This is a genomic window from Rhodopirellula sp. SH410, assembly GCF_055811895.1.
In genome coordinates, this window is record NZ_CM147949.1 from 3,068,183 (window position 1) to 3,092,859 (window position 24,677).

Annotated in this window: 16 protein-coding genes; 6 read left to right on the forward strand and 10 right to left on the reverse strand. The window is 58.0% G+C overall.

All coding sequences use genetic code 11. The annotated features are described in order from the left end of the window. The first annotated feature begins 1 nt into the window (after position 1). Positions 2-727, forward strand: a complete 726-nt coding sequence (locus tag SH410x_RS11205) for a YebC/PmpR family DNA-binding transcriptional regulator (protein WP_473676582.1) — start codon at positions 2-4, stop codon at positions 725-727. A 219-nt stretch (positions 728-946) separates the two neighbouring features. After that, entirely contained in the window at positions 947-2,500 is a 1,554-nt protein-coding gene (locus SH410x_RS11210; RefSeq protein WP_473676583.1) for a sulfatase family protein, read from the forward strand. A gap of 304 nt (positions 2,501-2,804) precedes the next feature. On the opposite strand, the gene SH410x_RS11215 is transcribed toward SH410x_RS11210, so the two are convergent. From SH410x_RS11215 to SH410x_RS11230, 4 genes are all read right to left on the reverse strand, one after another. Next, positions 2,805-7,409, reverse strand: a complete 4,605-nt coding sequence (locus SH410x_RS11215) for a beta strand repeat-containing protein (RefSeq protein WP_473676584.1) — start codon at positions 7,407-7,409, stop codon at positions 2,805-2,807. Positions 7,410-7,651: 242 nt separating this feature from the next. Beyond that, positions 7,652-9,325, reverse strand: coding sequence for a BBP7 family outer membrane beta-barrel protein (locus tag SH410x_RS11220; protein WP_473676585.1), 1,674 nt, complete (start codon positions 9,323-9,325; stop codon positions 7,652-7,654). A gap of 798 nt (positions 9,326-10,123) precedes the next feature. Further along, a complete protein-coding gene (locus SH410x_RS11225; protein ID WP_473676586.1) occupies positions 10,124-11,011 on the reverse strand; it encodes a metallophosphoesterase family protein in 888 nt (295 codons plus the stop codon). 227 nt (positions 11,012-11,238) lie between these two features. After that, positions 11,239-12,540: a TolC family protein gene (locus SH410x_RS11230; RefSeq protein ID WP_473676587.1), complete on the reverse strand. Its 1,302-nt coding sequence runs from the start codon at positions 12,538-12,540 to the stop codon at positions 11,239-11,241. Between the two features lie 250 nt (positions 12,541-12,790). On the opposite strand from SH410x_RS11230, the gene SH410x_RS11235 reads away from it, so the two are divergent. Next, positions 12,791-14,254, forward strand: a complete 1,464-nt coding sequence (locus SH410x_RS11235) for a DUF6666 family protein (protein WP_473676588.1) — start codon at positions 12,791-12,793, stop codon at positions 14,252-14,254. A gap of 69 nt (positions 14,255-14,323) precedes the next feature. Here SH410x_RS11235 and SH410x_RS11240 read toward each other — a convergent pair whose 3' ends face one another. Beyond that, positions 14,324-15,805, reverse strand: coding sequence for a sulfatase family protein (locus SH410x_RS11240; RefSeq protein WP_473677297.1), 1,482 nt, complete (start codon positions 15,803-15,805; stop codon positions 14,324-14,326). Positions 15,806-15,947: 142 nt separating this feature from the next. On the opposite strand from SH410x_RS11240, the gene SH410x_RS11245 reads away from it, so the two are divergent. The 3 genes from SH410x_RS11245 to mqnB all read left to right on the forward strand — a co-directional run bounded on the left by SH410x_RS11245 (position 15,948) and on the right by mqnB (position 20,127). Further along, complete coding sequence (locus SH410x_RS11245) at positions 15,948-17,705, forward strand: leucine-rich repeat domain-containing protein (protein WP_473676589.1); 1,758 nt, start codon at positions 15,948-15,950, stop codon at positions 17,703-17,705. Between the two features lie 395 nt (positions 17,706-18,100). Further along, on the forward strand, positions 18,101-19,342 hold the full coding sequence (locus SH410x_RS11250; protein WP_473677298.1) for a nucleoside monophosphate kinase: 1,242 nt from the start codon (positions 18,101-18,103) through the stop codon (positions 19,340-19,342). A 5-nt stretch (positions 19,343-19,347) separates the two neighbouring features. After that, complete coding sequence (mqnB, locus tag SH410x_RS11255) at positions 19,348-20,127, forward strand: futalosine hydrolase (protein WP_473676590.1); 780 nt, start codon at positions 19,348-19,350, stop codon at positions 20,125-20,127. A 241-nt stretch (positions 20,128-20,368) separates the two neighbouring features. On the opposite strand, the gene SH410x_RS11260 is transcribed toward mqnB, so the two are convergent. The 5 genes from SH410x_RS11260 to SH410x_RS11280 form a co-directional block, all read right to left on the reverse strand. Continuing rightward, positions 20,369-21,526 (reverse strand): thioredoxin family protein, encoded by a 1,158-nt coding sequence (locus SH410x_RS11260; RefSeq protein ID WP_473676591.1) that lies wholly within the window; start codon positions 21,524-21,526, stop codon positions 20,369-20,371. A 163-nt stretch (positions 21,527-21,689) separates the two neighbouring features. After that, entirely contained in the window at positions 21,690-22,607 is a 918-nt protein-coding gene (locus tag SH410x_RS11265; protein ID WP_473677299.1) for a DUF1559 family PulG-like putative transporter, read from the reverse strand. A 157-nt stretch (positions 22,608-22,764) separates the two neighbouring features. Next, positions 22,765-23,661, reverse strand: a complete 897-nt coding sequence (locus SH410x_RS11270) for a hypothetical protein (RefSeq protein WP_473676592.1) — start codon at positions 23,659-23,661, stop codon at positions 22,765-22,767. Further along, positions 23,658-24,242, reverse strand: coding sequence for a PulJ/GspJ family protein (locus tag SH410x_RS11275; protein WP_473676593.1), 585 nt, complete (start codon positions 24,240-24,242; stop codon positions 23,658-23,660). The genes SH410x_RS11270 and SH410x_RS11275 overlap by 4 nt, the downstream gene beginning before the upstream one ends. Beyond that, positions 24,239-24,670: a type IV pilus modification PilV family protein gene (locus tag SH410x_RS11280; RefSeq protein ID WP_473676594.1), complete on the reverse strand. Its 432-nt coding sequence runs from the start codon at positions 24,668-24,670 to the stop codon at positions 24,239-24,241. The genes SH410x_RS11275 and SH410x_RS11280 overlap by 4 nt, the downstream gene beginning before the upstream one ends. Positions 24,671-24,677 lie beyond the last annotated feature (7 nt).

Consider the following 24,677-nt stretch of genomic DNA (forward strand, 5'->3'; position numbering starts at 1 on the left):
CATGGCAGGTCACTCAAAATGGGCCAATATCCAGCACCGCAAAGGCCGCGTTGACGCTGCTCGCGGTAAGCAGTGGAGCAAACTGAGCAAGGCAATCATCGTTGCTGCCAAAGGTGGTGGAGGTGATCCAGCAGCCAACATTCGCTTGCGGAAAGCCATTGATGATGCCAAAGCGGTTTCGATGCCCAAGGATAACATCGAGCGCGCCATCAAACGCGGTACCGGTGAACTCGGTGGCGACGCCGTCGAGGAGGTGCTCTACGAAGGTTACGGCCCCGGTGGTGTGGCGGTGATGTGCCTGGCACTGACTGATAATCGTAATCGAACCGCGCCCGAATTGCGGACGATGTTCGGTAAGCATGGTGGGGAATTGGGGAAGACCGGCTGTGTTTCGTATCTGTTCGAACGCAAGGGGCTGTTTCTCTTCGCACCAGGCACCGACGAAGATCGTGTGACCGAAGTCGCTTTGGAGAATGGTGCCGAGGATGTTGAGACGGACGACGAGGGGCAAATTCAAGTCACTTGCGCTCCCGAAAATCACGACGCGCTGTCAGAGGCCTTTGAGAAGGCCGAATTACAAGCCGACCTGAACGAAGTCACTCAGATGGCATCGACGAACGTGGATGTTGATCAGTCCGTTTCAGGTCAAGTGATGTCGCTGCTCGAAGCGCTTGATGATCATGACGATGTTCAAACGGTCAGCACGAACGCCAATTTCACCGAGTGAATGGGCAGCTCTGCCTGAGACAGGCGGCGGAGTCGATCTGACTCTCAAACCGCGTGGGCAGGCCCCGTCGGGCATTCCAGCGGTGCATCCATTCTGTTCATGGGCTCCACCTGCCTGAAGGTGGATAGGATCTCGTCGCTGGCGAGATCGGCACAACCGTATTTTCGATGGTGGGTCATTGCTATACTGAGCATTCCACTCTCACCATCGGATTGTCTTATGCGTTTGCACCTTCACTCTCTGCGAGTGATTTCGTCCATCGGTTTCGCTGTTTGGTTGCTGTTCCCCTGTCTCTCACAGGCTTCCGAACACCCCAACATTGTCATGATTTTGGCAGATGATTTGGGTTATGGGGACCTGGGCTGTTACAACCCCGAGTCCAAGATTCCGACGCCGAATCTCGATCGGCTTGCTCAGCAGGGCATGCGGTTCACCGACGCGCACAGTCCTTGCACGGTTTGCACGCCGACTCGGTACAGCTTGCTAACCGGTCAAATGGCATTTCGAGTGCCCAACGGTGGTCGAGTCTTTAGCGGCGCAGGCGGTCCGTCTTTGATCGCAGTTGATCGGTTGACGCTGCCTGAGATGCTACGTGAGCAAGGCTACACGACGGCTTGCTACGGGAAGTGGCATATCGGGCTGACGTTCCGCGATACAGCGGGCCAACCGATACACAACGGCGGTCCGGACGGTGTGAAGCGTATCGACTATTCGCGTCGTATTGAAGGCGGTCCGATCGACCATGGTTTTGATCGGTTTTTTGGGACAGCCTGCTGTCCCACGACGGATTGGTTGTACGCCTACATCGAGAGTGATCGGGTTCCCGTGCCGCCGACGGGTAGGCTCGACAAGAGTGGACTGCCCAAGCACGCCTACTCGATCGACAATCGCCCCGGTCTCGTGGCACCGGATTTTGACCTTGAAGAAGTCGATCTGAAATTCTTGGAAAAGAGCCAACAGTTTTTGCGAAAGCATGCAGAGGCCAATCCAGAACAACCATTCTTTCTATTTCACTCCGCCCAAGCGGTTCACTTGCCCTCGTTCCCGGCAGATCAATTCAAGGGAAAAACAAAATCGGGGCCTCACGGCGACTTCATCTTTGAGTTGGACTATGTCGTTGGCGAATTGATGACGACGCTCGATGAACTCGGGATCGCGGAGAATACGATCGTGATGTTCTCGAGTGATAACGGTCCCGAAGTACCCGCCATCTACAACATGCGTCACGATCACGGGCACGATGGTGCCCGGCCTTGGCGTGGTGTCAAACGTGACAATTGGGAAGGTGGCCATCGCGTGCCACTGATCGTGCGTTGGCCGGGGCAGGTTCCCGCAGCGACAACGTCCGACGAACTCACATCGTTGACCGATGTGTTCGCCACCGTTGCTGAGATCATTGACGCTCCCTTGCCCCATGACGCCGCGGAAGACAGTTACAGCATGCTATCGGTCTTGCGTGGCGAGGAACCGTCGCAACCCATTCACCCCTACGTGTTGCAGCAAGGATTTGCAGGCGGGAAATGGCTGGCGATCCGCCGCGGCAAGTGGAAGTATCTTGCCCACCAAGGTTCTGGTGGCAACAACTACGCCACCCATAAAATGCTGCAGGAGTATCAGCTTCCCAATACCGCTCCGAATGCGCCAGGGCAGCTATTTGATCTGGAAAACGATCCCGGTGAGACAACGAACCTAGCGTTGGAGCGTCCTGAAATCGTCAGCGAGTTGCAGTCGTTAATGAACGAGTCCATCGCGAGCGGGCGCAGTCGCCCGTGATTCGTACGGGTGGCGTTACCGATTCGAACTCGGGGTGCCTGTGACGCACGCACGCGTCATGGGGACCGGAGTTTTGATAGGCAGTCACTCGAGGCGGGACGCTACCCGTCGCCGCATGGACAGAAAAAAAGCCCGGTCTTCCCCCCGAAAGACCGAGCTCAATTTGCGACGTGGCGATTTTTAGTTCGCTCACGCCGCTGTCTCCGCGAACACTTCAGGCCCCCCGACCCTGTTGTCAACGATCGGTAAAAACACCGGCTCCCGTCGATCGTGACAAACGAAGTGTTCGTGAAATTTCAGTGCGTTATAGAACGCACAGTCGATAGCTCAGGTAAGGCACCAGAGCAAAGTTGTTATCCGGGGCACTGTTGAGCGAAGTCCCATCAAGGGTGACATCGATCGAGTCGCCGGTGTCCGCAGGCGTGGCATCGGGCCCAGCCTGTTCGAGTCCGTCAAGGTAGTACTGAGGCATGCCGAGTCGCTGGACGACGTAGTCACCCTCGACGAGGTTGTCGAAGAAGTAGAATCCCTCGTCATCCGTCGTCGTCGTGCGTCCATCGGGACCGAGGTCGCCTCCGGTCAACAAGAGCTCGATGCCTGCCAAGCCATTATCGGCTCCGTTCATGACCCCGTTATTGTTGAAGTCTCGGAAGACCATTCCCGAGATTTGGTTGATCGCTTCGTCAATCGACGTCGTCGCCGTAGCAGTGTCAGGTTTATCGTCAGCCGGCTGCGCGGTCGTTGTGGTGACCGTCACCGAGTTCACAACGTCATTGGTGACGCCTTCATTGATGCGAGCGATAATCGTGAACTGGAACGTTCCGCCTGAGGCGAGTGCCGCGTTATTGAGTGGCGTCACGGTCACGGTTTGCCCGTTGGCGGTGAGTGCTCCGTTCGGGCCCGTACCACTGACGAAGGTCACCCCGGTCGGAAGGGTGTCGATCACCGAGACGGCATCCGCAGGTGACGGACCGTCGTTGAACACGTCGATCGTGTAGGTCAGTTCGCTGCCTGCTTGAGCGTGGGCTGTATTGACACTCTTGGTAACGTAGACATCCGCTTGTGCGGCCACAGGGACCACGGTCACGTCAGCGGATGAGGTGTTGTTATCGGTTTGCGTGTCGTAGGCTGCGGCGAGAGACACATTATTGGTCAGATCACCGCTGGCATCGCTATCGACCGTCGCGATGATGGTGATGGTGCGTGTCGCTCCAGGGGCCAGGTCGAATCCGGGCAGCACGATGTTGCCGCCTGTCGTGCTGGTTGGCGTGATCGGTGTCCCACCTGCGGCTGCTGACTTGAAGGTCAGTCCGGCGGGTAGCACGTCGGTGACTACGACATCCTGGGCGAGTGATGGACTGAGCCCATTGTCACCCTCGGTACCGTCGTCGCTGGTATCATGCGAGACCACGATGGTGAACAAGATGTCTGCGAGCGGTGCGACATCTCCCGAACCCACGACGGCCTTCACGATCTGGAGGTCATATTCGGGCGTCAATGTGATCGTGACCGAATCGGTGTTGTTGGCGGGATCAAGGTCCGTTACCCCAGGTGTTTCCACCGTCGCACTGTTGACGAGATCCGCCGTCGCATCGGCGTTCACATTGGCAGTCACGGTGAACGTGCGAGTCTCGCCGACTGGGATCGTTGCATACTCGACCAGCAATTGCCGGGTGGCGGTGTCGAAGGTTGGGGTGCCTGTGGAATCGGGAGCATCAATCAACACACCCGTCAGGCCCACGGGGAGCACGTCCGTCACGTCCACGTTCATCGCGTCGGAGAGACTATCGTCAGCGTGGCTGACCGTGAAGGTATAGATGACTTGATCTTTGCCCGGAACGGCAGTCTGGACGTTGGCGGTCTTGTCGAGTACCAGGTCGACGCGTGCGTCGGGATCGATCGAGACTGTGGCGGTGTTGTTGCTGCCGGCATCGCCGACCTCGGGATCCGTGGTCGCAATCGTGGCGGTGTTGGCGATCGGATCGAGTTGATCGCTGCCGATGGCCACTTCAAAGGTGAACGTGCGTGACTCACCAGGTGCCAAGTCCGGCACCGTGAACGATAAATCTTGGCCGTTGACCGCGATCGTCGCTCCGCTGGTCAATGCATCGAAACTACCGTCGACGAGCGTGAGTCCGGGATCGAGTGTATCCACGACAGTGACCCCGCGAGCGGTGGACGGGCCGGCGTTGGTCGCGATCACTTGATAGGTCACATAGCCGCCGGCGACGACATCGAAGGGTGCCGTGTTGTCGATGATATCACCGCTGGGGTCATCATCGCCGCGGACGTCAGGGATGCGGCTGGAGATCACCGTTTTGTCGACCGTCACATCCACTTCGCGAGCGACTGTGGTGTCATCGGTCGCCGATGCGTCCGGCACATTGTCGCCACCGACCACAATCGTGTTGCTCAGCAGCGAGTCGGGTGCGGTAAAGTCGGGATCAATGAGGACGTCGAAAGTGACCACTTCTTGCTCATTGATGGCCATGTCACCAAACGTGATGCGGAGTTTGCCGTCATCGACACCCCCATCGCTAATCACCTCGAATGTGCCGCTGCCCATCGTGAATGTCCCCGAATCGGAGACGTAGCTCACGCCGGCGGGCAAAGCGTCGAGTGCGACGACCGCTTCGGCGGCGTTACTGCCCGTGTTCTGCACGGTGACCGTGTACGTCAATTGCTCACCCGCTGTCGCGGTGTCCGGCGAGTCGATTCCATCGGTCTTGGTGACCGTCAGTGCGACGAGCGCCAGATTGACTCTTTCCGTGGCGATATTGTTCGCCAGCGGTCCCTGCAGCGGTTCGCCGGGTTCGCGGTCGGCATCGTTGGGATCAGCGTCGACCTCAATTTCGTACCCGCTGACGATCACTTCGTTGAGGGGGTCGACTGTGGCCGTCGAGTCGATGGTGGTGTTGATCGTGTAGGTCACGCTCGCACCGGGAACCAGTGGCCCTGGTACGGAGAATGTTTGCACGACATCTCCGTCGCCGTTCGTGGAACTGGTGGTCGTGACAGCGTCACCGTCGCTATCGACGACACTGACGAAGGTTAAACCAGCCGGGATCACGTCACTGACTTCGACTTGCGTGGAGTCGGTGCCTCCGAGGTTTTGAATGGTTACCGTGAACGATGCCGTACCGCCCAGGACCACGTTGCTGAGGCTGGCGTCGATTGCTTTATCGATCCTCAGGTCGGTCGTGGGCACGACTCCGAAATCAACGGTGGTGTTCGTGTTGCCATTGCCGCTTGGTTCGGCACCTGCCGTCAGCGTGATGGCACCCGTGACGAATCCAATTCCCTCGATGAACACACCGTCGTTGTCGCCGTCTACGCTGTCGTTCGTCGTGTCAGTGCCACCGTTTCCGGGGTTGGCAATGGTGCTGCCAATGTAGCCGTATAGCGGCCCCGCCAAATCAAATTCAGTTGTCGGGATCACGACATAGTAGGTGCCTGGGCCGAGATCGTCGCCATCGGTGAGGGTACTGAAGTCGTACGTACCATCTGCGTTAACGGTCGTCGTGGCGATCGGCGTGGGAGTGCCGACCGCGGGATCGGTATCGTACAGATCGACTTCGATCGGATCACTGGCCGATCCGTTGAACGGACCTTCGTCGGAATCCAGTAGCCCGTTGTCTTGGTTGGGCTTGTTGTTGCCGCCACCGTTATCGACGAACACCTCGCCGCCAAGGATCATCGACGGGGTGGATAGGGTCGCAGCAGCATTGACGATGTATTCGTTGGAACGCTGCGATCCCAGTACGGAGACTTCCACGTCCAGGTTGGGTGCTCCAGCACCATTGTTGCTGTTGACGCCGTCAACCAACGCTTCAATCGCGCCGACCTTGGTGTAGTCCATCGCACCGGTGGTGGTGAAATCGGCAAACGGGATGAACAGGTTTTGCAACGCGTTGGCGATCAGATCTTGACTGAAGATCGCGGAGTTTCCATTGACGTCGTAGATCCGCACCACCAAACCGTCCGAGGTCGCCTGGTCGGCTTGAATGGCAACGGCCAATCCAGCGGCTGTGTCGTTGCCCGTCAGGTCCACACCATTGGGACCGAAACCCTGGGGGTTCAGGTCGAGCTGATTGTCACTGACGTCGTCGCTATCGACGCCGTCGTATTGAACTAAAACGGTGGAGGTCACGTTGCCGTTCTGAACCGTGAAGAACGGATTGCTAGGCGTCGTGTCCACGCGGAAAATGCTGCTGTCGCCGGTACTCGTTGCCACGTTGATTTGCACGTCGCGTTCATCGCCGAGCACACCACCATTGGAATTCAGTGCGCCGGATTGGCTAAACGTCACACCGCCGGCAGTATCTTGGGAGATCGGCTGCCCCGGTTGCGCGAAATGGAAATCGTCGATTGTCTCGGCGGTCACTCCCGTATCGTCGGTAATTTGCACGCTCTGATCCTGCGGCAACACGACGTCGGAGATGGGATTGCCGGCGGCATCTTGCACGCCGCCGGTGCCGGGGCTGAACGAGACAACGTAGAAACCGTCGTTCGTTTGATTGATGGGTGACGGCGGTGTGTCCGCGTCGCTGCCATCGAGATTCGTGAACCGGTATGTCCCGTCAGCTCCGGTGGTCATGGTCCCGACCAACGTTTCTCCCACGTCAACCTGCCCGTTCTGGGTAACGTTGTCGAGGTACAGCTTCACCTCCACATTTTTTAGCAACGCTTCGCCGACATCATACGCCTGGTTGTCATTCGCATCGATGAAGGCTGTGCCGCTGATCGCTCCCAAATCGCTGGCAAACAGCTCTCGCTTTTGCAGTGCTTCCAAGCTCAATCGGCGGGCGTTGTTGCCGCGACGAGTGCGTTGACGGGTGGCACGGGTGGGTTGGCCAGTCAGTCGGTTGATCATGCGTTGGAAAATCATCGGTTCACTACCTTCGAGCATTCAGTGTGTGATTTGGAAGCATCACGCTCGATGCGTGGTGCCGGAGGCATTCGCCAAGTGGGGTTGGTAATTCAGAACCGGCGATTCAGCCCGCTCCTTGGATGCTTTTCACAGCGATTTAGTTTCGAACTGATACATGCAGATCAATCGGCGATCTTTCGCCCGTCGCGATAGTCGTCAGGGTCGACACCGATGCAGTCGGCGTAATCCCTATACCTTCCAACTTCTTACGCGAGAGCTGCTTACCAGCGGTAATTCAGCCCAAAGCTGAGGCCCTGTGCCCAGTAGTCGGTGTTGTCAAAGGCGAATTGTGGGAACGTTCCCGTGGGGGTTGGGGCGTTTGCGTTGGGGATTTGTGCTGTGTCGATGATCCGATCAATTTGGTCGCCAGGGCGAACCACATTGGACATGTATAGGAACGTGTATCCGAACGTCGCTCGCAAGCGATCGGTGAGTTGGTAGCCGATCGTCGAGTTGAACTCAGGCAACACAGCAAACTCGTTGCGGTCGTAGCTGCCAATGTTCGAGTTCAACGCCAGCAACCCACCGCTGAGGGCCGGGCCCGTTCCATTGACGATTGTCGAGCCAGCGATCTGGACCGTTTGCTTCATGTTGCCGACACCGAGCCGCAAGCCTAAGTCGAAGTTCCAGTAGCCGATCGAACGAGTGTGATAAAAGCCCAGGTCGATGCCGTTGAATTGGTTGCGGGTGCGGAACGATTCATTGAGGGCGAAAGTCAGGGGGCCCGTGCCGGTGCCGGCGCCAGCGACCATGATGTTGCTATCGATCGCGATCCCTTCGTCGAGTTCGACGCTGCGGAAACCAATACGATGCTCCGAGCGTGAGCACCACCGGGTCGGGCAGGAACACGCACCGGTGTGCGTGCAGCCTTGATCGGCGTTGCGGAAGTGTCGGAGGTAGACGTTCCAACCCGTCAGGCGGCTGTCGACGTCGATGTTCAGCGTTCCGGTGTGACCGACTTGCGAATAGTTGACCAGGGCGACTGCTTCGCCAAGTTCGTCCATGTCGGGTGCTGGGTTATCCAATACCGTGATGATCGGGCGGACCAACGGATCGTTCTGTGAACCGCCTGCGAAACTGCTGGTGCCACGATCCAAGGCGAAGCCGCCCCCACCGATGCCCCAGGTGTGGCACTTGTCAAACCAGAAACCAAAGTCGAGTCGACCACCATTCAGATTGTCAGTGATGACATCGTTGCCACCGTACAAAATACTGCCATTGGCCAAGGGGTCACGATCGGACAGGCGACCGGTCGAAGCCAAGGGGGGCAGGCTCACGCCGTCTTGCCACCACATCAGATACTCCGCCGAAAACCAGCCGTCTTGAGGCCAGCACAATGTGATGCAGGGACGAACGGCGTCGCAGTCGCGGTACTCGCCGCACATCGGATCGCCGTTACTGCAGTATCCGCTGGCACAACTCGAGCCGTCGCAGCCGCCCATCGACTGTCCACAGCTGCCATCGCAGCCCATGTCGTCGCAACCGTAGCTGCCGCCCATGTGAAGGGGTTCGCCAGCGTATTGCTGCATTGGCTCGAGCATGACTTGCCCGTCCATCAGCATCTCGCCTTCCATCACGACGGGCTCGGACAGAACCGAGTTTGACGTCCCTGAGTGCGACACGGGTTGCAACCGGCTCGCATTCGGCTGAGTCGATCGACGAGTTCCCTGTGTCGTTTGACGCTGTGTCGCGGTGGGTGCTTCGTGATCGACTAAGCGAATCTGGCCACTATTGCTCGCCGCGGCCGCCGAGCCGTTGGATAAATCGCGGACGGGCTGCCATGCGGCCCTCGCAGATTGTTCCACGCCAGCGCCGCTCGTCGTGGTTGAACGTGTTTGGGCGAGCAACGGAGTGCTCAGGCAGAGAGCCGCCATGGCGGCGGTTGCCGCAAGCATGATTCGGTGTGTGTTGTTCAGACGTTGCGACACTTTTGTCACCCATCAAATTGAGAAGTCGGGGGGGAGGCAGTGGGTGAAACCGGACTCAACGGGAACATCTATTCAGAAAAAAAAGATGCACGTCGGTCGAGAATCACCGGCTCACCAGCGATATCGTCAAGATGGAGGGCAACAGTGAAACGAAAATCCACAAAATCGGTAGAATCCGCAAAATCATACCAACCGCTAAATGCGGCGGCATCGGAAAAGCTTACCTAACCATCGCAAACTACCAGTTCTTCGCCAGTGGCAGGCCGCGGAGGGTGAACGACGCTGAGAAAGGCATGCGCCGCACGAAGGTTGCCTCTTCCGCGGAATCGGGGGGGCGACATGACGGGCTGGGGCCTGTCCTGGACCGCTAAATCGTTGGGGTTGACGCTATCATCCTGCCTTGCATTTTGTTTCCAAGCGAAGCAAACCCGTCCCAGTCTCCCCTCTGCCCCACGAAGCGAGGGGCAGAGGGGAGACTGGACAATTGGGTCTGGTCTTCAGGAGGTGGAGATGCAGAAGACAACTTGCGCAATGCTAAAGCAATGCACCCCAAAGGTTTAGCGGTCCAGGCCTGTCCCCCGCGGGCGTAACGTCCCCGCGGCCAAAACGTCCCAACGGGCCTAACGTCCCAACGGGCCTAACGTCCCAACGGGCCTAACGTCCCCGCGGGCGTATCGGTTCGAAACATGACGCGTCTCTGAAAAGTGAGCGTCGCTAGCGGAAGACCAGTGGTTCGTCTGGCCGGATCACATGGGGCGGATTGGGTCAAGCTTTCCAGGTGTAGTTGGCCTGTTTTCGAAATCCTTCGACCGCGATTGTTCCGTTGGCATTCAGGCTGACCGTCGAATAGCCATTGTTGTCGGCACCCGAGCCTTCCACCATCGCAACCAACGTGCAGTAGTGAATCCCCCCGATGTCGTTGACGTCGTTTTGGTGGCTGTGCCCCTGGAAAACGGCCAGAACGTTGCCGGAACTCTCCAGCACGCGTCGAACGTCAACACAGTTCTTGACTCCGTGGCTGTTGCTGACATCCAATCGTTGATGAGCAAAGACAATCACGGGGGCGTCGTTGGCCTTCAGATCCGCTTCCAACCACTCCAGTTCGGCAGATGGGACGTTGGCATCCGTCCATACCGAATTGTGGCGACCATAGGGCTGGCCATCACTTCGGAAACAGGAATCGAGCACGATAAAGTGAAAGCCACCCCGATCAAACGAATAGTACGACTTTTCCTGCCCAACGCCGCCTAGGAACTCTTCTTTCGTGAGCGTCTCGACGCAGTGGTTTCCTAGGACATAGTGACGGTCTTTGCTGATTTTCGAGAATTCGCCGTTTATCGTGCTCAGATACTGCTGCTCCGTTTCAACGGTGTCGGCAGCGTCAATCAGATCGCCCAACTCGACAACGAATGCGGCCTCGTCCTGTTCAAATTGAAGAGCCGCCGCGTTGAGCTTGCTAAGCGATTCCCGGTAATGGCGAGTTCCTGCCGCCGGCTTGTCGGCGTAGTGCAAGTCTGTGATCAGACCGATCTTCAACGGCGATTGGTTCTGTTCGGCAAATGCCATGGACGGAGCAAACGAGGCCGTCGCCAAAAGTAGCGTTCCGTTTTGCAGCAGGGTTCGGCGTCCTAGCCGTCGATCATCGGTACTCATGAATGCCCTCAGAGATAGTGGTGATTTTAAATCAATTTGTGCTCACCGAGCATACGCGAAATCCGCGAGCGTTTGTGACATCGGGTGCTGGAAATCTTGATTGCGATAGCACATGGGACGCATCGGAGAGGGGGCAGCCCCTGTTCGATTTCCCTGTTTGATCCTCTATCCGGATGAACGAATCCGACTCGAAATCGGTGAGTCAGTTCCTCGTTCGGCATGCTCGATCAGGCGTCGTTACCTTGGGCGCGTGCTAGCTCGTCGATTGCCAGAGCGAGGTCTTTTTGCCGTGCCAGGCGATCCCCTCGGAGCTGATGGATCTCCAATTCAATTTCGAGATCGCTGCCAGGAGTAACCTCATCAAGGCGGAGTTTACCGCGTGTCTCGTTGAGTCGCTGAGCGGCGAACTGCAGTTGCTCGTCGACGAGTTTCAATCTCGCACCGGCACTGCGCACGTCCAGTACCGCCTGCAGGGTTTCATTTCGGATCACCGATTGGAGGGAAGCTTGTAGTTCTCGGCATTGGCACCGCCTCGCGTTTTGGTCGTTGTCCGTGTTGTCGTCTTTGAAACACTTGAGAATTCCTGTGGCCGCCGTCGCCAATGACAGTCCCACACCGGGGCTGAGCGTGCCCATCAACAGTCTCGCGGCGTCGAGATTGCAGCTATTGAGGTCACGACAGAGGATTTGCACGGCACGCAAGTCATGACGCTGACTCAGCGCGGTCGCGACCGCTTCGCCCGCAGCTATCGAGGGGGCTTCGTTGGGCAGTGCATCGCTCATTGTCGCCGTGGCCACTTCAGCTTCGCTGCGGGCGGTCAAACGAGAAAGTTCTTGGCGAAGTTTCAACGCGTTGAATGATTGCTCTGTTTTCACATCAACGAGATCTAGCCGCCTTTGGCGTAGTTTCAGCGGGTTGGCGTCGGGGATTTCCAACCGTTCCGCTTCCGTAGCGAGTGCAATTAATCTGTCCTGCACAGCGATCGCTTCATCCGCGATTTCCACGGCTCGCGTTGCCGCAATGAGTTTGTGGTAGGCAACACTGGCTTGTGCGGCACTTTCGCTGCGGCGTGCCAAAGCCACCTCACGCAAAACATTTTGCACCAAACGGGCCGCACAGCATCCATCAGAATCGCTGGTGTCGATGCCACGCATCACGGCCTTGGCTTCCGATTCAATCAGACGTGCCGCAGGCGAGTGATCGTACGCCCATCGTGCAACGTCGGCGTGTGAGTAGGCACTCGGCACCGACTCGCCCGTGACCCCCGACGATTCCGAGGGATCGACGAGATCGATGACAACCGTCGGGTTCGGGGCCGTCGGCGGAACCGCATCGGCGAGGAGATGGTCGTCGAGCGACAACGAGTCCTCATCGTGTGCGTCGATCGTGCCTCGCGCCCATGCCAAAGGCGAACCGAGAGCCTGGGCGGCATGTGGCGTGGCATACCAACAGACCGTTCCCGGAGCGAGAAGGGCGAGCAAGAACGATAGACCGAAACGTCGGTAGGGAAGCATGTGATTCGTTGACATCGCTGTCTCACGAGTTTCAGAAAGCGAACGTAGACAATTGTCTGTATTTTCGGACGAATTCCAGTGCCCCCCGCAAAATGGATGAGTGTTGTGGGGCTGTGCCGACTAGGGATGGTCGCTCTGCCGTGAAACTCAGTCAAACCGTTCCGATTCGACCGTTTGTGACGATTGCGAGGGATTTTCTAATGAGGCCGACTGAAACGATCCGATGCTAAATGACGTCGAAACTCCCACAGCACGATGTTGGTCGATGACCACCACTTGGTTGGTCGATGACCGCCACTTGCGACTTTGGAATCTATTCATGCTTGTCACCGATACCTTGACGACTCTCACCCTGGCACGTCACACCCGGGTGTTGCAAATCGCGACGTTCCTTGCTGTGGTGGCATGTGCATCCATGGTGACCGCAGCGGACGCTCGCACGGGTCAGCAGCTCGTTCCGGTCCAGGCAGCTTGGTCTCCGGCACGGGTCGATGCCGACGCATCGGCAATCGCCTCGCGTGCACCCCAACTGGTGCAGCGTTCGAGTTCGCGTCAACAAACGATCACCACGAAATCTGGGAGCTCAACGCAGCGGCAGGGCAACAGTCAGGTACAACAGGTTGGCTTTCTCGAAGACTACGGCGCCCACGGCCCGGTCTGCGATTGCAACGAGTGTGCTGGCTATGGTCCCGCGTGCGGTATGGAGGGCGGCTATCTCCCTGAACCGAACTGTGGGCTGGAGTTCACCGATGGATTTGAGACGAGCTGCGGCCTGGAACCGGCTTACGGTCTGGAGTCGTTTGGCAATGACGCCTGCGGCTGCGATGCATGCAGTTCTGGCTTTGGCGCCTGTGACGGGTTCGGTGAAAATCGCACTCACCGGTCCGCGCGGCTGCCACTCCTTCTGCCCGTCTTGCAAGTCGACTGGAGTCGCTTCGAGTTCTTCTATGGAACCCATGCATTCCTCAACCCCATGAATGTACCCGCCACAGGCACGGGAACGAACGCCAACAGTGGCAGTTTCGGCTTTCACGAAGGCTTCAACGAAGGACGAGATCTCAAACACCTCTTTGGGATCGACCTCTCGGCGCAATTCGGACTCCGTGCCACCCAGAGCAATCTAGAGGGGCAGGGCTTCACCGACCAACATCGCAATCAAATCTTCATCACCGGCGGCCTCTTTCGCCGCGTCGACTATGGACTGCAATACGGCGTGGTGCTGGACTATCTCAATGATAATTGGTACTATAACATGGATCTCATGCAGCTCCGTGGCGAGCTCAGCTGGAAACTGTCACCGAAGCACAACTTTGGACTCCGTTGGATGGCCGGGCTCAACGATGACACCGTCCCGACCCTGGTCTCCGATCAGTCCGGCACGGTGTTCAATGGCACTCAAACCGTCCAGGCCAGCAACCAGTTCCGCGCCTTCTACCGGTACAGCTTCGGACCGACGGGCCAGTGGACCTCCTACGTTGGTGGCACGGACAACGACCACTTCATCCTCGGCAGCGACATGGACGTGCCGCTCTCGGGAGGCTTGTCAATGAAAGTCGGATCGACCTACTTCGCCCCAACGGGTGACTCGGCAGTTCCCAAGTATCAAGCCGAAGGTTGGAATGTCGGTATCAGCATGGTCTATCGACCAGGCGGCCGAACGGCATCCAACCGCTACCTGCGTCCAATGTTCAATGTCGCCGACAACGGCTCGTTCTTCGTCTTCAGGTAATGAAAGCACAGGCGGGAAGGGGTGCAGGGATGAACCCGATCCCAACCTGTTTCTCCTTTTGGAACCGGCTCATTCATAATCCCATTTCATGATCCAGGGATCGTCGAACTGCTTCTGGGCCGCTTTCAGTTTGGCTTGGTATTCCTTCAGCAGTTCTTGGTTACCGGAACTCTCGGCGAGATTATGTTGTTCGTGGGGATCCGCGACGATATCAAACAACTCGAACTGGGGTCGTTGGATGTAGCGACCCACGGTCGTGTTGCCATAGGGAGCATCCAGGCCCTTGGCGAGTTGGGCCTGCCAACTGCTCGCCGCCCACAGATCGCTCGCAAACGGATACGGGAGTGGGTGTGCGATGTTCCAAATCAACTTGTATTTTTTATCGCGAATCACTCGCATCGGATAATACATCTGAATTTCATGGAACGTATGCGAGGCAAAAATTTCATCGTGATGCGCTCGATCTGGATGAGCGAGTACGTCGAGCCATGACGTGCCATGATAGTGGTCGAAGGGTTGTCCCCCATCGCGGTTGTCGATGGGCGACAGACCCTTTTCTTGCCAGTACTTCCGGGCGTTTAGCATGTTTTTGGGAGCATTCTTCTTGCGATTGAGGCCGCCGGCAAAATCCAGGAGCGTGGGGGTAATGTCCACGTGGCTGATCAACGCATCACTTTCCACACCGCGCTCGTCGACGTAGGGGTCCCGCACCACCATCGGGACACGCAATCCGCCTTCGTAGACCGTGGTTTTGCCACCGGCAAACGCCATCCCATGATCGGATGTGAACACAATCAGGGTTTTCTCGTAGAGTCCAGCGTCTTTGAGAATCTTCACCAGACGGCCAACGCCTTGATCGATACGGCTACAGGCTTGATAGTACTGGGCCAGTTCGCTGCGTGTTTCGGGGGTGTCGGGCAGGAACGCTGGCACGATCACATCGGCAGGATCCACGAAGACTTCGTCGACGCCCGGATACGCGGCACGATTGGGCCGGTTGCCGAATAGATCGGGTTTGAGCGGCAATGTCGATGTCTTGTCGACGCCACCACCGCGGTGCGGATCAGACGTGGCGAAATAGAGAAAGAAGGGACGGTCGTCCTGCGAATCGGTGATGAAGTCTTTCGACGCATCCGCCATCGCAACGGCATTGCGAGGGTTTCCCTTCAGGTACGTTTCGAAATGGTAGACTTCTTCTGGAGCCACGTGGTATTTGCCAATTTGGCCCGTCCGATATCCAGCGCGCTCCATGACGCGTGGTAAAGACAAACCGATCACATCGTTAAACGACGAGAACTTATGATAATGGTGTTGATGTCCAAATTGTCCGTTGCGGTGGTTCTGCAGGCCGCTCATGATGACGCTGCGACTGGCACTACAAGACGCTGTCGTGGCAAAAGCGTTGCGGAAGATCATCCCGTCGGCCGCGACAGCATCAATCGCTGGCGTCACCGCACAGGGATCACCATAACAACCGAGCGTGGGGCTCTCATCGTCTGTGATGATGAACAACACGTTCCGCTCGGCCGCTCGGCCGTTCGACGCCAGCATCACGCTGCAGGCGAGGCACGCGAGAAACGATGCGGCCACCGCCCATGGCTGCGTCTGCCAAAGACTGAACGAAAGTCGAGAAGGGGAGCTAGAGATGAACATGAATAACGGTTGCCTTAACCAACGTACTGCGAGACGGTCATTGAAGAGTGCTATTCTAACGCATTCCCTGGGGTTGGGGGCGTGGTTCCTGGTTTTCAGCTTCGCCGTTGCAGTCCCTGCGGCGGACCGCAGCAAGTGCTATCTGCCCGTCGCAACATCCGATCTGACATCCGTCTCAAACGCCTCCGCGGACGCTGCCATCTCACACGCGGGTATTTTTCCCACCGAAGCTGTCGGTATCGGCTCGACTTCCCAAGGTGGTGACGCGGATTGGTGGCGGTACCTCGCACTGTGGCGCAGCCATCACGATGATCCTGATTCAACCGCCATCCGACGTTGGCTCGGCTTGCCGCTGACGGGCGAAGTCCAGATGACCGCCCGGAAGGGGCGTTCTAGCCCTCGGTTCTTGCCCTGGAAGGTGGCGAGTTTTGCCGTTGTCCAAACACCTCATTTCGAGATCCTCACGCGGGCACAGGCGACCGATTCGAAGCAGATCGCACGTGATCTCGAACGCATCTATTGGGCCTGGACCCAACTCTATTTCCCACTTTGGACCGGTCGCGATCAAACGGCCGTCAGTTTGTCGGATTGGGATCCCGCGGCGACGTCTGCCGACGAGTTTTTGTCGGAACACGCGAGATCGAGAATCTCCCTGCGGCAGCGACATCGGGTCGTTCTGCTACCCGATGAGGCGGCCTACCAACAGACCATTGCACACTCTCAGATCGCAGCGGGTAGCTCTTCGACGATCGCCGCCTCGACGGGATTCTACAGCGACTCGTTGAAGACATCGTTCTTCTACCCGCAAGCCGATCAGGCAGCGATGGCACACGAAATTTGCCACCAATTATTCGAGGAGGCAACCGATCGAAGACGTTCGGGTGCGACGACGGCAACGACGGACGAGTTCTGGTTGGTCGAAGGCGTTGCTGGACATTTCGAATCTCTGCAGTACGGTGAGCGTCTGGCGAGCGTCGGTGGTTGGGATAGCAACCGCTTGCAATACGCCCGGTATCAAACGTTGATTGCACGCCAAGAGAATGTTCCCATTGCCGAGTTGCGGGGAAACCGCGCCGAGATCCAGCGACGAGCGGATCTGTCGTATTGGTATTCGCAGGCGATTCTGCATACCCACGACGCGCTCGATCGCAATCCGGAATCACCACGGCGAGCGAACATTCTGGCGCTGCTGGCGGGGATCTACGGCGTCGACGTCACGGACTTTGCCAGCCTGCGCGTGTCCGGTGTGGAGCCAAGGGGCGACGAAGAACGAGTCGATCGTTTTTTGAAGATCGATGACCAGGATTTACTTGCCCATCCCATTACCGGCAATGCGAACGCGATTTGTCTCGCGTCCTGTGAGATTTCGGATCATGGTTGGGATGCGTTGCCGCCGTTGCCGCGAGTTCACTGGTTCGATGCCTCTCGAACTGCGATTTCGGACGCAGCAGTGCACCGCTTGCTCGAAAACGCATCCCAGATCGATCAATTGAGTTTGGAGGCGACCAAGATCACTCCGGCGATCGGCAGCCTAATCGCGGGTGCGAGCGAGCTGCGAGAACTTGATCTGAGTTGGACGGCGATCGACGATTCGGTCGTCCAATCGCTTCAGAAATGCCCGCTCCTGGAAACGCTCTGGCTGACCGGGACGCCCATCACCGACGGGGCGATCGATGCAATCGCTGCGCTGCCGAATTTAACGACTCTTGACGTCCAACGCACCCAGATCAGCGAAGCGGGATTGCAACGTTTGCGAAAGGCCTTTCCCGGAATGAAGATCAATCCGTTGCAACTGTGATCCCGGGCGGATCCCAGTCCCGGGTGGATCCCTGGTGGGGGCGGATCTCCGTCGGTCGCGATCGTTCTGGCATCGGCCGCGGCGATAGGCGGCCGTGAGCGTCCTCTTGGTGGGGCCAGCCAACAGGTTTTTCGATAGCGCACTGTCCAATCCATGCAAGTTCCGGAAATGATGTCACCTTTGTCAGCCACCATGCCAGCGGTTAGGATGCGGCTTTCCGCCAGCCAACCCCGAATTACGGTCGACTGCTGATGTCATCCGATCTCGATCCCACAGCTAAATTGCCCACTCCCGCAACCGATGTCGGCGACTCTCGAGCGTCTGATGCAGATTCTACGGATCCGTCTTCGACTTCGATCTCCACAGTCGGCGGCAGCGGATTGGTGTCCGAACCCATGTCCTTCGAGCGGCAGGCTTCGCGGTTAGTTACCGATGAAGCGATTGCGGCGGCAAGTCAAAACTCCGTTGAGGACTTAGAGGTCAAAGACGCCCAGGTGATCTTCAATACCGTCTGGGAAGACCTGGAAGAGGAAATGGGCCACGAGAACTTGCGGTTCTCGAAGGAACTGATCCTGTTGGGCGGTGCGCCCGGGTCCGGGAAGGGGACCAATACCGAGTTCATCGCCAAGGCTCGGGGGCTGACGTGCCAGCCAATCGTCATCAGTGATCTGCTCAACACTCCCGAGGCCGAACGGATTAAGGTCGCCGGCGGCATGGTCGGTGACACGGAAGTGGTCGGGATCCTGTTCCGCAAACTGCTCGACGAAGTCTATCGTGACGGCTGTATTCTTGACGGCTTCCCACGTACACGCGTCCAGGTCGAGTGTTTGCACTTGCTCGTTCAGAAGATGAATCAGCTCTACCGTGAGTACCACCATACTCCGCTGGCGATCAATTTCCGCAAACCGACCGTTCATGCGGTCGTTCTATTCATCGATGAAAAAACGAGTATCGAGCGACAGCTGTTGCGCGGTCGAAAAATTGCTGCTCACAACGAGCGCATCAAACGCGAAGGCAGCGGTCAGGAAATCGAACTGCGGCCTACGGATCTTGACCCGATCGCAGCCAAACGACGCTACCGGGTGTTCAAGGAAAAAACGTGGGACGCGCTGCAATCGCTGAAACAGATTTACCACTACCACTTCATCGATGCCGACAGCCCCATCGACGAAGTGGAAAAGAAGATCCGCGTCGAGTTGGATTATCAATCGTCGCTGGAACTCGATCCAGAAACCTACGACGCGGTGCGAGGTTTGCCGCTCGCAAGTGAAATGGGGCTGCATGCACGTCAGGAACTCGTCCGCCGCTTGGATAGCTACCAACTCGGGCACCGCGAACTCTTTCATCGTGTCATCGAGATTATCGACAAACGATTCATGCCCATCATCCAGCGTCACGCGATCGCCGGATTGGCGGTCATCAACAGCGAGGATTCCATCTTCGAAGATCCCATCACGCTGGCGATGGTGATTGACGTCTTTGCCGAACGCGGGTTCCGCGGCGTGGCCAATATTAATTTCGCTGAAACACCCGACCATTTCGATCTGAAAACCGGCAAGATCACCTGCCGAACCAAAAAAATCTTCCGCTTTCAAATCCGGTTCGAAGGCAGTGAAATTCGGCGTGGCGGCAGGTAACCACAGTGGCTGCAAGCTCAGCTTGGGATGACGAGATACCCTCAACGGCCACCGGTTCTCGGCTGCTCTTGGTGCCGACGGCGATGGAGCGAGATCGATTGACCTCGGTGCTATCCCAGCGTGGCGACGCGGGCACGATGATACTGGACACGACGCGTATCGAAACGTGTGGATTCGGAGTCGTGGCCGCTGCGGCGATGGCGATGCAAACGCTCGATCGATACCGCCCCGAGTTCGTGATCCTGGCCGGCATCGCTGGGGCGCTCGGACGTGAGTGCAAGGTGGGCTCGGCCTATTGGTTTGGTGAGGTTGTCTGCGATGGGATTGGCGTTGGCGCCGAAGAGTCGTTCTTGTCGGCGACCACGCTGCGATGGAATCATCTCGATGCCGACGGCAGCGGTCAGCCCATTGGCGATCGCATTGCCCTGCACGTGCCCGTCTCGAGGTCTCAGGACGCGTGCCAGTATGGGCTGGTAACCCGCTGCGCCGCATCGGCCGATCCCGTGGCGGCGACGGCAGCGCGGCGACGGGCCGAGCAAGCGTTCATTGAAAACGCGACCGGTTCATCAGCCCTCTTCGCAGCCGAGGATATGGAGGGATTCGCCGTGGCCCTCGCCTGTCGGATCGCCAATGTCCCGCTTTCGATCGTCCGCGGAATCTCCAACGAAGCCGGCGACCGAAATCACGCAGGCTGGCAGATTGGCCCCGCTATCGATGCCGTCGCCGCACAGTTGTGCTCGTTGGACATGATTGACCGGAAGTGTTTTCGACCGGCAAATTACTGAATGAGACGCGGCAGGACGGCAGCCCCATTGATAAACGACTCGGGGGTGCCCGCTCGAATTCGTCAGCATGACGATTCAGGACGGCGGGATCGTGTCAGCGGTGTACGCGTCCACCTCGACAGCCACCGGTGGCTTGGTCGATTCCGGGCCGTTGAGTTCGTAACACCCGCCTCCCCTGGCCCACACGTTTCGTGGTCGAGCGGGGAGACCGAGTCGATTGAGAGAGACGCGATCGGGACTCTTAGAGCGTGTCCGGATTGGCGTCCGCGACGGCTTGATTCATGACTTCGATCGCGGCGTCGGTGTAGCGTTCAAACTCGTCTTGGAAATGGTACATGGACGCTTCGTCGGCAAAGAAAAACATCCGTTGATGGATTGGATCTCGCATCCCAAAGCGGCGTTGACCGGGGACGATCCGACGTTCTTCGAAAAATCGTACGACATCGATTTCGTTGAGCACTGGCGTGTAACGCATCGGGTCAGCGAGAAAGACTTCCATTTTTTCAGCCGAGCTGAACAGATAGAGTTTACCCAAGTGGACAACACCGAACTTGGGGTTGCCCTCAACCCATTGGTCGCCGTCGATCACGGTGACGGCGCAGAAGCCTTCCATCGCGAGTTGGGGCGCTGCGTCAGCTTCCGCATCGAGCGATGCCTGTTGATCGCTAGGTGCCGGTACCGTGGTATCGATCCGCGCCGAGGCGAGGCTCGCAATGCCTCCTCCGGGCATCATGTCTGAACGCTGCCCAGCGGGCGATGGCGGAACTGCCTGTGCAACGGGTGCTGCGGCAGCGGGTGTTGTGGCGACGGGGGCTGCGGCGACATCGTCGAGCGGGACACTGTTTGATCCGCTGTCGGGTAGGCCTGGCAACTCGGTTTGAACATCCCCTGCGCCCGCGAGTTGCGAGGTTGGTTCATGGGGAGTGGTCTCAGGCGAAAATGCCGCCGGCGCGAGAGCCGGCATCTTGCTGCTCGCCTGCGCCAGCATGGCGATGTATTTCGCGGGCTCTTGGGGGCTCACCGTGTGAGCGAGTGTTTCGCCCGCTGGGGTCACGACGACATCCATCGGGAACTTGGTCACCTTGAACATCTTGGCCAAGTCGCGCGACTCGTTCGCATGGATCTTCACCGGGACGAATCCCTTGGCGACGGCAGACTCCACTTCCGGCGACTGAAACGCACCGGCTTCGAGCCGGTCGCAATACACGCAGTTATCCGTGTAAAAATGCAACAGCAGCGGCTTGTTTTGGGCTTTGGCCTCGGCGTGGGCCGTGGTTAATTGGTCACGCCAGGGAATCTCCGCCGCCAGCGGTTGGAAGCAGAGCGAACTACCGGCGATGAGAACGCCAGTACGGACGATGTGGAGAGACTTGATTTGTGTTAGCCAGGCCAGTCGCATTGGACAAAGTCCTTCTTGTCTGTTTGCAGGATTGCTCGGCCCCCTGCAATCGCGGGGGGCTGTTCCATTCAGATCGGCTGTGCCGATGGTGAGGGTTGAGCGGAATCTACGGAATTTTCCGATTCCACCGCCAGGGCAGGCGTGGGGGATTGGGGGGCCAAACTCAATATCCGCTGCCCATCATCGCTCCGTCGGCGCGGTTGCCGAGGTTTTGGTAGAGCGTGGGATCAATCGATTGGGTCAGGAATCGGATCGAACCGTCTGCAAAACAAAATTGTGCGCCGCCTGCATGGTAGCTGTCAAAACCGCCGACAAACTCCTTGTTCGCCATCCGATCTTCGCTTGCGGGCGTCAAGACCGGACCGCTGCCAGGCTGTCTCGGCCGCGGATAGGGCGCGATATCTGTGGCACCGGGGGTCATCGATTTGCCCGCAAACCAGCCGGTGTTGCGCAGCGATGCACGCGTTCCCGCAGCCCATCCCAAACTATCCAGCTGCGGCAGCATCTCACCGATCAAGATCGTGTGAGAACTGCCGTCGGTGATTTCTCCGTAGCGCACGTGGCTGTTAAGAAACATCAATCCCGTATTGTTCGAGTCAATCGGGGCCTCGGTGTGGTGATAACAGCCCGCATAATTCGTCAAACCAGAAGTGCCTTCGTCGTTCTGGGAATAGGGCGAGGACGGGCATATAAATGAGTTGATTCTCTGTTCTCGAGCAGGCGCGTTGGCAGGGTCATACGTGCCCAGCGAGATATTGAACTGGTTGGCGATGCCTTGCTGTTCAATATAGGGACACAACTGCACAAGGTAGCCGACGTCTTGGCCCACCGGCTCGTTGAGAACAGGTCCGGTGGGATTGATCGAACCGGAAGGCAGGTGTTCCATCGAAAATTCGAAGTTGTGGGCCGCGAGGCCGAGCTGCGCCATGTTGTTGGCGCATGAACATCGACGTGCCGCTTCCCGAGCGGCCTGGACTGCGGGTAACAACAGTCCCACGAGAACGCCGATGATCGCGATCACGACGAGCAACTCGACGAGTGTGAACGCCATTCGTGCGGCGGAGGGATTTCGTTTCACGATTTGAGGCATGGGATTTCTCCTAGGGGGTGTCGGGTAAGAACCGAGCGGAATTGGGTGTCGTCTTTTCACCCCGCCAACGCAATGCAACACGCAATGCTTCGCGGAGCGAAAGGCGACGATTGTTTCCCAATCGATCCTGAGTGATCGTCCAGTGGGGTCAGCCGCCGACATTGTTGCCAGTGGGTTTCGTGGGGGCAGGGTGATCGACGGCGGCGGTGTTTTGGTCGGTGTGAACCGAGATGACGCGCGAGCGTTTGGTTTGAAACGGATTCACGTCTTGATTTTGGAGCGTGGCGGTGATCTGGAAACGTTTGGATGTGACTGGGCTCGTTTCCTCGACGTCCGTGACTTGGATCTCGATGCGCGCTGTCGGGTAGGCGTCAAACGCTCCATCGAGGACCCACGATTCGCCGGAATAATCGGCTTGCTCCGCCACACTTCGATGGACGCGGCGAATACCAGCATCGAGCAGCATTCGCGTTTGCTCGAGTTGCCACTCGTGATTGAGCTGTCGCCGAGCACGCAGGCTCCCGTGAAGGGCCACGCCGGTGATGGCTGAGGCAATCCCCAGGCACACCAACACCGCGAGCAGCACCGCACCATCCCGGCGATTGAGAGTCGACATTCGCGTCACGGAAGAACCCTTTCCCGCAACGTTCGCCGAGCGCAAGGCGACAATGGATTCTCCGAAATGTTTTGTTCCGGTGTTCTGAGTCGCGATTTCGACCGAAGATGGTCGCCTCGAACGCGAGTCCGGGGTTTGGGACAAAATGTAGCGGTGCAAGTCGCGAAGCGACGACATGAAATAACGCGCACCCGTCGCCTTGCGATCGAGGCGAAATGCCTGTCTTCGCGGCGCGACTACACGACGGAACTGAACGAGCGCAAGTCTGGACGCCTCGCAACCCCAACGTTTGTGCAGATCAGCGTTCGCCCGCGTTCCTACGCGACAGTCACGAAAACCGGTGCTAACGCCAAAACGGGCAATGGACTCCGCGAAACGCATGGTCTTTTCATCAAGGTGATTGGCTGCAGCTAGGCGGCGACCGTTCATGGCGTTTCTCCTGAAGTGGACGCCGCGCCGCGGACAGGGGTGGCTGAGTTCCACCGGCCCACAGCCGCGCGAATCGCGAGATCCTGGGGCGATGATATGGACGCATCTATCTTCAGATCGCCGTTTGGCGTCGGTTTGTCCTGCTGTCGCCGGTGAACGACAAGCGAAACCCACTGGGGTGATTCGCCGAGGTCCAGGATCACCGCCGCTTGATCGCGGAGTTCATAGGTCTCTTGTCCGCGAATCGTATCTTTTGACGCATCCAACAGACTCCGCCGCACGACGTTGCCATCCATTTGGTAACGCACTGTCGTGTCGTCAACGGTGAAAACAACTTGGGAGCGATCGCCGTCCATTGCATGCGCTGCGTGGGCGTCATCGCGAAACTGCCGGCCGAGCCGCATCAGACTCTGGTGATGCCGCTCATGTCCCCGCAGCACCGCCGCCAGTCGAAATGTTTGATGTATCCAACCCACCGCGATCACGAGCAGCGTCGACGAGACGGACAGTAGGACGATCATCTCGATCAGCGACGAGCCCATGCGAGATCGAGACCTCGGTTCTCTCCGGACAAGTTTCATGGCGACACCTCTGCAGTATCGATCCATCCCACGAGTTGCACCGGAGGAAGGGGGTGGGCCGATCGCCAGCTCAACTTCAAGACGACGCGATCACCGAACGGGTCCCGGATCCGTTCGGCAGTGAGTTTCGGTTGGTCCAAACTCGCCTCCGCCGCTTGCGACGGTTTAAGGTTCGCCAGTGTCTCATTAATTTCATCGAGGGGCAGTTCCGTGATCGACTCCAACGCATTGGCCAATTCATTCATCGCAATTCGTTGATGGGCAACATCGATCCACAGACGACTGATGCGAAATGACATCGTCGTGACGATGCTCATGACGACGAGCAGGATGGATGCAGCGACCACGCACTCGATCAACGTAATGCCATGACGGCGATCGCGACGACGCGGTATCGCGAACGCGATGGGTCGAAAAGATTGAGTCATGCGATTT

Bases quoted from the DNA above. Each gene is read 5' to 3' on its own strand.
- SH410x_RS11270 (WP_473676592.1), bottom strand. From the start codon at position 23,661: ATGAACGGTCGCCGCCTAGCTGCAGCCAATCACCTTGATGAAAAGACC.
- SH410x_RS11230 (WP_473676587.1), bottom strand. From the start codon at position 12,540: ATGTCAACGAATCACATGCTTCCCTACCGACGTTTCGGTCTATCGTTC.
- SH410x_RS11215 (WP_473676584.1), bottom strand. From the start codon at position 7,409: ATGCTCGAAGGTAGTGAACCGATGATTTTCCAACGCATGATCAACCGA.
- SH410x_RS11275 (WP_473676593.1), bottom strand. From the start codon at position 24,242: ATGAAACTTGTCCGGAGAGAACCGAGGTCTCGATCTCGCATGGGCTCG.
- SH410x_RS11280 (WP_473676594.1), bottom strand. From the start codon at position 24,670: ATGACTCAATCTTTTCGACCCATCGCGTTCGCGATACCGCGTCGTCGC.
- SH410x_RS11225 (WP_473676586.1), bottom strand. From the start codon at position 11,011: ATGAGTACCGATGATCGACGGCTAGGACGCCGAACCCTGCTGCAAAAC.
- SH410x_RS11235 (WP_473676588.1), top strand. From the start codon at position 12,791: ATGACCACCACTTGGTTGGTCGATGACCGCCACTTGCGACTTTGGAAT.
- SH410x_RS11240 (WP_473677297.1), bottom strand. From the start codon at position 15,805: ATGCTGGCGTCGAACGGCCGAGCGGCCGAGCGGAACGTGTTGTTCATC.
- SH410x_RS11260 (WP_473676591.1), bottom strand. From the start codon at position 21,526: ATGCGACTGGCCTGGCTAACACAAATCAAGTCTCTCCACATCGTCCGT.
- SH410x_RS11205 (WP_473676582.1), top strand. From the start codon at position 2: ATGGCAGGTCACTCAAAATGGGCCAATATCCAGCACCGCAAAGGCCGC.
- SH410x_RS11210 (WP_473676583.1), top strand. From the start codon at position 947: ATGCGTTTGCACCTTCACTCTCTGCGAGTGATTTCGTCCATCGGTTTC.
- SH410x_RS11220 (WP_473676585.1), bottom strand. From the start codon at position 9,325: ATGCTTGCGGCAACCGCCGCCATGGCGGCTCTCTGCCTGAGCACTCCG.
- SH410x_RS11250 (WP_473677298.1), top strand. From the start codon at position 18,101: ATGTCCTTCGAGCGGCAGGCTTCGCGGTTAGTTACCGATGAAGCGATT.